Origin of the sequence: Kitasatospora sp. NPDC091257 (assembly GCF_044757675.1) — a bacterium.
Classification (GTDB): Bacteria; Actinomycetota; Actinomycetes; order Streptomycetales; family Streptomycetaceae; genus Kitasatospora; species Kitasatospora lactacystinica.
The window spans coordinates 1-4,203 of sequence record NZ_JBIVVI010000823.1; the positions used below are offsets into that span (position 1 = coordinate 1).

5 protein-coding genes are annotated in these 4,203 nt (G+C 73.1%); 4 read left to right on the top strand and 1 reads right to left on the bottom strand.

All coding sequences use genetic code 11. From position 1 onward, the window contains the following. Window positions 1-40: 40 nt before the first annotated feature. Window positions 41-556 carry a pyridoxamine 5'-phosphate oxidase family protein gene (locus tag ACIQOV_RS30255; protein ID WP_401053784.1) on the bottom strand — a complete coding sequence of 172 codons (516 nt, stop codon included), beginning with the start codon at window positions 554-556 and terminating at the stop codon, window positions 41-43. 117 nt (window positions 557-673) lie between these two features. On the opposite strand from ACIQOV_RS30255, the gene ACIQOV_RS30260 reads away from it, so the two are divergent. From ACIQOV_RS30260 to ACIQOV_RS30275, 4 genes are all read left to right on the top strand, one after another. After that, entirely contained in the window at window positions 674-1,564 is an 891-nt protein-coding gene (locus tag ACIQOV_RS30260) for a hypothetical protein (protein WP_401053785.1), read from the top strand. A gap of 197 nt (window positions 1,565-1,761) precedes the next feature. Further along, on the top strand, window positions 1,762-2,325 hold the full coding sequence (locus ACIQOV_RS30265; RefSeq protein WP_401053787.1) for a hypothetical protein: 564 nt from the start codon (window positions 1,762-1,764) through the stop codon (window positions 2,323-2,325). Continuing rightward, window positions 2,319-3,266 (top strand): hypothetical protein, encoded by a 948-nt coding sequence (locus tag ACIQOV_RS30270; protein WP_359913269.1) that lies wholly within the window; start codon window positions 2,319-2,321, stop codon window positions 3,264-3,266. The genes ACIQOV_RS30265 and ACIQOV_RS30270 overlap by 7 nt, the downstream gene beginning before the upstream one ends. A gap of 143 nt (window positions 3,267-3,409) precedes the next feature. After that, a partial coding sequence (locus tag ACIQOV_RS30275) for an SAF domain-containing protein (protein WP_401053789.1) occupies window positions 3,410-4,203 on the top strand: 794 nt, incomplete at its 3' end.

Here is a 4,203-nt window from a genome sequence, read left to right on the forward strand (position 1 = left end):
GTCAGGACGCCGGAAGCGTATGCCTACCCACCGGTATCTGTCAGGAGCCGAACGGAAAACCGGTGTTCACGGGCCCGGCGCTCACCGGCCCGGCGCTCACCGGCCCGTTGCTCGGCTGCCGGCGCGTCCGGCGGCCCGGGACTCCCGGCCCGGTCGGGAACAGCCGGCGGCCGCTGACCAGTTCCGGGACCAGCGCGACGAACAGCGGCTCCGGATCGCCCACCCACGGCCGCAGACCGGACCGCAGCACCCGTCTGACCTGCTCGGGATCGCTCACCGCGTCGGCCCGCCCGTGCACCAGGACGCTCCACCCGGTGCGGGTGACCGGGTCCAGCAGATCCGCCTGGAAGGCCACCACCGTGCCGTCAAGCCCGCGCGCGGTGGCACTTCCCCGGCGTACGGCGAGCACCAGCCGCCCGTCCAGGACCTCGAAGGAGACCGGCAGGACGGCCGGCAGCGCGTGCTCGGTGTACACCACGCGCCCGACGGGCACGGTGCTGAGCAGCCGCAGGCACTCGGCCTCGCTCAGGGTCTCCACACGGTCCTCACGCTCCATGCGTCCGATCGTCCTCGGTCGGTGCGCGCACCGATAGGGCCCATGGTCCCTGAGCGGACGGGTCGGGAGCCCCGTCGGCGACCGTTCGGGGCGGTAGCCTGCCCGGCGGGTGGAGAAATGGTGCAGGAGGGGGACGGCCGGATGGCGGGCGGGGTCGATCTGGTGGTGATCGGGGCGGACGGCGGGCCCGACCGGGCCTTCGGGGGTGCGGCGCTCGCGGCGGACGGCGCCCGGCTGCTCGCCGACGTGCTGCCCGGGATGTGCTTCGACACCGGCGCGGCCGGCTGCCGGGTCACCACGGTGCCGCCGGACGCGGACGCCAACGCGATGCTCACCGCCGTCCGGGACGCCGCCCAGCACCCCGGCCGCTGGCTGCTGGTCTGCCTGGTCGGCCAGCTGGTGGTCGATCCGCGCGGGCGCCGGCTGGCCCTGGTCACCGCCGGCAGCACCGCCGACAACGCCTACCGCCGGGGCCTGGCCTGGGACTGGGTGGTCAGTGCGATGGTGCACGGGGACCAGGAGGAGGCGCTGCTGCTGGTCGACGCGGTGGTCGACCGCGACGCCTGGGCGGCGCTGGAGCGCGGCGAGGACGGCGCGGGCGAACTGCTGAGCTACTCAAGGGTTCCGCTGTGGGGCCGGATCGGCCGCCACTCCCCGGGCAGCCGCTACGCCCCGGGCAGACGCGGCCGGGACGCCGTCCTGCCGGGCGGGGAGGGCTCGTTCAGCCGGGCCCTGACCGCCGTCCTGCGCCAGGGCGTCCCGGGTGCCCCCGCGGCCGTCGCCCCGCTCGATCTCCAGCCGGCCGTGGCCGCGCTGACGGACGGTGGGGAAGCGTCCGGTAGTTCGGGTGCGCCTGGCGCGCGCCTGCTCGTTCCGCCGCACGCCGGGCGGCTCCTGATGCGCAATCGGGCCGCGGTTCGGGGCGCATTGGCCGGATTGTCGCTTTCCGAGGAACTGTTGGCCGTTCTGTGGCGGGAAAGCGCCCCGACGGAACCTCCTTCCGCGTAAGGTCAGGGGGCCTGAGGTGTTGCCGTGATGGGGTGGGTTGGCGAAGAATCGATCCCCAGCGGAAACACCGGTGGGACGGCGGAATTCTCCTGGCGGCCGTGGATCACTGATCAGGTCGGTCGCAACGAGGTGGGGCCATGCGGCAGCGCGGAAATGTGTTGCGCCCTGGGGCGGTTGGAGTCGGTGGGGCGGTTCTGGTGTTGCTGCTCGGTGCTTGTGCGAGCGGTGGTGCGGGCGGTTCCGTCGATCGCATCGGGTCGGCCGCGCCCACTGTCGCGGGAGTGGACCCGCTCACTCCTTCGGGTGGTTCGGTAAACGGCTCGATCGCGCCGACCAGCGGTCCGGAAGGGGCCATGGGACGGCTGGCCCTGAAGACCTATCAGGACTGGTGGCAGGCCCAGGCCCAGGTCTTCGGACGTTCGGATTCGGACGGTTACGCACTTGAGCAGTACTCTTCCGGGCGCGCCCTGTCCGACAGCCTGGTCGGCCTCCGGCAACTGCGCGACGCCAAAGTGGTGATGACCGGGACGCCGCGCAATTCCGCGGTGGTCAAGGCCATTGATCTGAAAGCCGATCCGCAGACCGCCGTGATCGAGGACTGCGTCGACCTGTCCGGCTGGCACCGCGTCGACGCCGTCACCGGGGCCGCCAAGGATCCCGGAGCACGTCTGAACCGGTACGTCGGAACCGCTTCCCTGCGCTGGTTCCAGGCACATTGGTTGATCTACGACTTCAAACGGGAGGTGGACCGGACATGCTGAACGCGCGGAAACCGGCCCGGCGAATCGCGATCGCCGCGTCGATGTCGGCCGGGTTGCTGCTGACCTCGGCGGTCAACGCGACCGCGGACGAACCGCCGAGCGGCGGCGCCGAGCAGTGCTACCCGAACGTCATCTGCATAGACGTCAATTCCGGCGGATCGACCACGTCGCCCGGCGGACCGAAGCCCGGCGGTGGCGGCGGTTCGGACACCGGCCCGCAGCTATGCAGCTACCACGAGGTCGCGTGGGCCTGCCACGACCCCCAGCTGGGCTGGTTCAACAGCGACAAGGGGTGCTACTTCCGCGCCCTGGACAACCCGCCGCCCGCGGGCGACCCGGCGTGGGACGGCCACGACCCGAAGGACGGCTCCCTCTACACCAAGGTCTGTCCGCAGACCGACGGCGGCCAGGGCGGCGCCGAGATCGTCTTCGAGGCCACCGCACCGGGCGGGCAGAACGTCAACGCGGAGGCCATGGCCATCCAGCGGGCCTACGACCAGGTCCGCTTCCGGCCGCCGGTGGGCCGCGCCGCGCCGCAGACCACGGCGGTGGTCAACGCCCCGGTCTGGCTCTGGGCGGACGACGCCGCGCTGCCCGCACCGGGCAGCGCGTCGGTCGGGGGCATCTCGGTCACCGTCACGCCCCGGCTGTTGAAGGCGGACTGGAGCTTCGGCGCCCACCTCCAGACCTCCTGCACCACGACCGGAACGCCGTACGACCCCAAGTACGGCGACGCGAAGTCCCCGGACTGCGGCTACGAGTTCAGGACCAGCTCGGCCGGTGAGAAGAACAGCGTTTTCAGCGCCACGGTGACGATGCACTGGGAGGCCGCGGTGGTGGTCACCGGAGGGCCGAACCCGCGGAAGTTCACGATCCCGGGCATCAACCAGAGCAGCAAGCCCTTCGAGCTCAGGGTCGCCGAGATGCAGGTGCTCAACTGAGCACGGTCCGGCGACCGAGCTCCGGTGATCACCCGCAAGTGATCGCCCGCAAGTGACCGCACACAAGTGACCGTGCCGGTACGGCGATTCGCACACCGATCAGCCGGACGAGCCAGAGACGAACGAGGGAAGGGCGGAACCCGGTGGAGAACCGTACGTTCGCGACGCCGGGATCCGGCACCTCCGCGGGCGCGGCGGCGTCCGTGGCGCTCCCGGAGCAGCCGGAGCAGACAGGTCCGGGCAAGGGCCGGGGCCGGGCGGCGCCGCACGCGCCCGGGCGGACCATGGGGGCGCGCCGGCGGCGCCCGGCGGTGCTGGCGATGGCGGTCGCGCTGATCGCGGCCGGCGGGCTGGGCGGGGCCGTGCTCTACAACAGCACCGGCCAGCGGGTCGCGGTGCTGGCGCTGGCCCGGGACGTGCCGTGGGGGCAGGTGATCACCGAGGACGACCTGGTGGTCGCCCGGATCGCGGGGGACCCGGCGCTGCGCCCGGTGTCGGCCCAGGACCGCGCGAAGGCGGTCGGCATGCGGGCCGCGACCGACCTCAAGCGCGGTGCGATGCTCACCGGTTCCGACCTCGCGCAGGGCCTGTCGGTGCAGCCCGGGCAGATCGTGGTCGGGGTGTCGGCCAAGCGCACCCAGCTGCCCGCCAGCCGGCTCCAGCCCGGTGTGCAGCTGGTCGTCGTCTTCACCCCCGACAACGGCCGGGCCGACTCGCTGCCGGCCACGGTGATCACCGTCGGCCGGGTGGACACCGACGGCAGCCAGGTGATCGACGTGGCGGTCGGTACCGCGGACGGGCCCCGGCTGGCGCAGTGGGTGGCGAGCGGGCGGATCCAGGTGCTGCTCGCGCCGCGCGGTGCGGCGGGTGCCCCCGGCGGCGGCACCGCGCCGGTCCCGGCGCCGAGCGGTGCCCCCTCGGCCGCCGCCACCGCACC